The 5,035-nt window shown below is 55.2% G+C and carries 6 protein-coding genes; all 6 read right to left on the reverse strand.

The features are described from left to right. Positions 1-233 precede the first annotated feature (233 nt). Complete coding sequence (gene fabG, locus ABWO67_RS18985; RefSeq protein ID WP_353154810.1) at positions 234-977, reverse strand: 3-oxoacyl-ACP reductase FabG; 744 nt, start codon at positions 975-977, stop codon at positions 234-236. Between the two features lie 4 nt (positions 978-981). After that, on the reverse strand, positions 982-1,914 hold the full coding sequence (gene fabD / locus ABWO67_RS18990) for an ACP S-malonyltransferase (protein WP_353154812.1): 933 nt from the start codon (positions 1,912-1,914) through the stop codon (positions 982-984). Between the two features lie 57 nt (positions 1,915-1,971). Beyond that, the gene (locus tag ABWO67_RS18995; RefSeq protein ID WP_353154815.1) at positions 1,972-2,946 is read right to left on the reverse strand and encodes a beta-ketoacyl-ACP synthase III; all 975 of its coding nucleotides are present in this window, start codon (positions 2,944-2,946) and stop codon (positions 1,972-1,974) included. A 21-nt stretch (positions 2,947-2,967) separates the two neighbouring features. Beyond that, a complete protein-coding gene (gene plsX / locus ABWO67_RS19000; RefSeq protein WP_353154818.1) occupies positions 2,968-4,050 on the reverse strand; it encodes a phosphate acyltransferase PlsX in 1,083 nt (360 codons plus the stop codon). Between the two features lie 47 nt (positions 4,051-4,097). Then, positions 4,098-4,280, reverse strand: a complete 183-nt coding sequence (rpmF, locus tag ABWO67_RS19005) for a 50S ribosomal protein L32 (protein WP_132639517.1) — start codon at positions 4,278-4,280, stop codon at positions 4,098-4,100. Between the two features lie 63 nt (positions 4,281-4,343). Then, a complete protein-coding gene (locus ABWO67_RS19010) occupies positions 4,344-4,865 on the reverse strand; it encodes a YceD family protein (RefSeq protein ID WP_353154821.1) in 522 nt (173 codons plus the stop codon). Between the last annotated feature and the right edge of the window lie 170 nt (positions 4,866-5,035).

Genomic DNA, 5,035 nt, shown 5'->3' on the forward strand with positions numbered 1-5,035 from the left:
TCAGCGACGATCTTCTTGACGCGCTGTTCGATGCTTTCCATGCAGATCTCCAAGTTGGGAAAATTCCCGCGAATTATAGCCAAACGAAAAAAATATTGGGCGCTGGCTATGACAAAAAAAAACGGTATTACCGGATATCAACGATATTTTGCCTTGATTAGACAAAACGTCTATTCGGAATACCTCTGGGATAAACAGATTTTACCCTACGAGGGAGCCGTCTGTTCGGTATATTACATGTACATGCCGCCATTGACATGCAGCGTAGTGCCTGTGATGTAGTCTGCGCGCGGGCTGGCCAAAAAGGATACCGCATTCGCGATATCGGTTGCGCCGCCCAGGCGCCCTAGAGGAATTTGCGTAAGAATAGCCGAAGCCTGGGCTTCGCTGAGCGCTCGGGTCATGTCGGTTTCTATGAAACCAGGTGCGACACAATTTACTGTGATATTGCGGCTGCCCAGCTCGCGAGCCAAGGCACGCGACATGCCGGCCACGCCAGCCTTGGCGGCTGCATAGTTGGCCTGGCCTGCATTGCCGCTATAGCCTATCACCGACGTAATGTTGATAATTCGCCCCCAACGTGCCTTCATCATGCTTCTTGTGACAGCACGCGACAAGCGAAAAACAGCCGACAGATTGGTGTCAATGACAGCTTGCCAATCGTCGTCTTTCATACGCATGGCAAGATTATCACGGGTAATGCCGGCGTTATTTACCAATATGTGCGGACCGCCATCTTCCTTGCCCAACTCTGCGACCAGGCTTTCGCAAGCGGCCGCATCGTCTACATTCAGGATTACACCCCGCCCGCCGGATTCGGCCAGCATATCGGTAATTTGCTGAGCGCCGGATTCCGACGTAGCCGTACCGACCACTTTCGCACCATGAGCCGCGAGTTCGAGCGCAATAGCCTTGCCAATGCCACGAGTGGCGCCGGTTACCAGGGCCAGTTTGCCTTCAAGTTGTTTATCTTGCATGCGTTTACCCCTGTAAAGTTTCTAATGCCAACTGCAAAGACGCCGGATCAGTAATCGACAGCCCCATCAGATCGCGATCAATTCGTTTGGTCAAGCCGTTAAGTACCTTGCCAGGCCCGCACTCGACCACATGAGTAATACCTTGAGCCTTCATGGCCTGTATGGTTTCCACCCAACGTACTGCGTGCCAAGCCTGTCGCACCAGGGCATCTTTGATGGCGACGGGATCCGACGGGCTAGCCACGTCTACGTTATTGAGCACAGGAATACCAGGCACGGCCACTGAGATTTTTGCCAAAGCCTGTTCGAGCACCGCCGCTGCGGGCTTCAATAGGCTGGAATGGAACGGAGCGGATACCGGCAACACCAGCGCGCGCTTGGCGCCCGCAGCCTTGGCCAGATCGCAGGCCCGTTCGACAGCCCCCTTATGCCCCGCAATCACCACCTGCGCCGGCGCATTGAAATTGACCGCCTCAACCACTTCGCCTTGGGCAGCCTGTTCGCAGAGGGATATGACGACGTCGTCGTCCAGGCCAAGAATAGCTGCCATGCCGCCGGTCCCTACAGGGACAGCGGCTTGCATGGCATCGGCACGAATCCGGACAATGCCCACGGCATCCTCCAGGCTTATCGCACCCGCGGCCGTCAGCGCAGAATACTCGCCCAGACTATGGCCCGCGACCAGTGTGGGAGCCAAGCCGCCAGCGGCTATCCAGGCGCGATATACGGCCACCGCCGCTGTCAGCATCACAGGCTGGGTATTTGTTGTGAGATTAAGCTCTTCGGCTGGCCCGGCGGCGATCAAGGCAGCAAGATCTTGACCCAGGGCATCAGAAGCCTGAAGCAGCGTGCTTTTGACTACTGCATTATCGGACCATGCATCGAGCATGCCTACAGACTGCGATCCCTGCCCGGGAAAGACAAAAGCAATTTTCATATGAATAGTTACTAAGTGAGTTGAAAGCCAGGGGGCCGGCACCGGGCCGGCCGCCGCCTACATTTTGACGAGCACCGAGCCCCAGGTGAAACCACCACCGACCCCTTGCATCATGACCGTATCGCCGCTTTTTATACGGCCATCACGACGCGCTACGTCGAAGGCCAGCGGCACACTGGCCGCAGAGGTATTGGCGTGCCGATCGACGGTAACGATCACCTTGTCGTCGGGAACACCCAGCTTGCGGCTAAGGAAATTGATAATGCGTATATTGGCTTGGTGCGGCACCATCCAGTCTATTTCGTCCAGGCCGATACCCGCCTGCTCGCAGACTTCTTTCGCCGATTTGGCCAAGCTGGTGACGGCAAGCTTGAAAACCGCCTGACCATCCATACGAAGGAAGGGGTCGCCTGTGACCTTGCCGTGCGACACATTGCCAGCTGCGGCCAGGATTTTCATTTGACTGCCATCGGCATTCAATTGCGCGGCAATAATGCCGGGTTCGTCGCTAGCCTTGAGTACGACTGCGCCCGCGCCATCGCCAAACAGCACGCAAGTGCCTCGATCGCTCCAGTCGAGAATGCCCGAAAACACCTCGGCGCCAATGACCAGTGCCGTCTTGGCTCGGCCCGCCTGGATAAAAGCATCGGCTGTCGTGAGCGCATATACAAAGCCGCTGCAGACTGCCTGGACGTCAAATGCGGCACCGCCCTTGGAGCCCAAATTAGCCTGCACCAGGCAAGCTGTGCTGGGGAACACAAAATCGGGCGTCGACGTAGCAACAATGATCAGATCAAGCTCATCGGCTGTAATGCCGGCGTCTTCCAATGCTGCCTGGGCTGCTTTGGTGGCCAGCATGCTGGTCGTCGTACCTTCATCGGCGATATGGCGCTGGCGTATGCCGGTGCGCTCGACAATCCAGGTGTCGGAGGTTTCGATCTGGCGAGTGGCCAGATCCGCGGCCAGTTGGTCGTTGGATACAACACGGGGAGGCAAATAGCCGCCGGACCCTATTATCTTGGCATAAGGCATAGTAGCTTCCAGACACCTGTGCTATGGCGCAGGATCAGATAATTCGTTGGGGATCTTCGCCGATTCAGCCGCTGCGGCTTGTAAACTTTGGCGAAGGCTGTCAATAGCGCTTGTAATACCATCAAGCAGACCATTGTGCACTGCTTCACGGGCGCGCTGCAACGCATAACCGTAAGCATAAGCATCGGCAGAACCGTGGCTTTTAATGACGATACCCCGCAAACCAAGCAAGGCTGCACCATTGTAACGACGATTATCAACACGGTCCCGGAAACGATTGAGCACTGGCTTGGCCAGCATGCCAGCAGCCATGGACAATGAATCGCGCGTAAATTCTGCACGCATCATGTTGCCAACCATTTTGGCCAGGCCTTCCATGGACTTGAGTACGACATTACCTACAAAGCCATCACAGACGATTACGTCGACGGTGCCTTTGCATATATCGTCGCCTTCAACGTTGCCGTAAAAATTCAAGCCGCTGGCGCGCAAGAGCTCTGCCGCCTTCTTGACGATTTCATTGCCCTTGATGACTTCTTCGCCGATGTTGAGCAAACCGATGGTAGGCCGCTTACGATGATCAAGCGACGATGCCAACGCCGAACCCATGATGGCAAATTGCAGCAAATTCTCGGCAGAACAGTCTACGTTGGCGCCCAGATCCAGCATGGTGGTCGCCGCGCCCTTCTGATTAGGAATGGACGTGGCGATCGCTGGCCTGTCGATGCCATCGAGTGTCTTGAGGATATAGCGCGAAATCGCCATCCAGGCGCCGGTATTGCCAGCCGAAACACAGGCATCGGCCCGGCCGTCTTTCACGGCCTGAACCGCCACACGCATGGACGAGTCTTTCTTGCGACGTAAGGCGACCTCTATCGAGTCGTCCATCAGGACGACTTCAGAGGCTGGCAAAATTTCGTACCACCCGCCCCCAAAGCAGCCCTGCTCACGCAAAGCAGCCTCGATGGCCGCAGGATTTCCCGCGAGCAGGAAACGCGTATCAGGGTTCTGCTTCGCAAATTGACAGGCTGCCGGGATGGTTACCGGCAAGCCGATGTCACCGCCCATGCAGTCGATGGCGATTCGAATCTCAGTTTTCGACATCAAGTGCGCAATCTGTAGCGTTTATAGCGAGATCGCAAACAACTGAATTATTCGTCGTTCTTGGATTTGAGCACTTTACGGCCGCGATAGATGCCGTTGGGGCTGATGTGGTGACGCAGGTGAATTTCGCCCGAAGTGGGCTCAACTGCCGTCGAAGGGGCCACGATAAAATCGTGTGAACGATGCATACCGCGCTTAGACGGGCTCTTTTTGTTTTGCTGAACGGCCATGATGACTCCTGTAAACGGGTCGCTATTGTACGCGATGATTCCCGCAAGTTAAGTTCGGTAAAGTTAATCTTTCTTTAGCTGACCCAACACCGCGAACGGCGAGGGCCTAGCCAGATCGCCATCGGGCTCTTCTTCAAGAGGTTCCGACAACAACGTACAAACATCGTGCTTGGGCACATACGGCAAACTGAGGATGATTTCATCTTCGACAAGAGCCAGAACATCCAGGCGCTGCGACCCCAAAATACGTTCGATGATGGCATCATCGGGGTCTGCGTCGGCAGCGTCGTCAACATTGAGCGCTGCCTCGGAGTTCACAACCTCTAAACGGTTATGACTATCGACCGGCCACTCGAACGGCTTCATGCAACGCTGGCACTCGAGCATGGGAGCAGCCTTTACATGCACACGCAAAAACCGCTGCCCAAACGAATCCATTTCACCCTTCACAGTCCATGACACCATCGTGTCGGCCTGTTCAGGCAAGTCTTCAATCAGACGTTCGAATTGATCGATCGGAGCCTGGCCATGCACTTCCTGGCCCGCACGGGTAAGCTCGTACGTGTCAACATACTGTATATCCACGCGTAGTTTCCATCCCGAGACGTAAATCATTATTCAGCCGGCCATTTTAGCCGACCCGATTATTTGCTAGCCTTGATCATTAACAAAAAAGGTGTCGCATAATAATCGCGCTAAGTTATCCTGCTCTTTACTGCTTATCTTTTCTAGCCGCGCTGCAATAACCACGCAAG

It is taken from the genome of Pollutimonas bauzanensis, from assembly GCF_040393045.1.
GTDB lineage: Bacteria > Pseudomonadota > Gammaproteobacteria > Burkholderiales > Burkholderiaceae_B > Pollutimonas > Pollutimonas bauzanensis_A.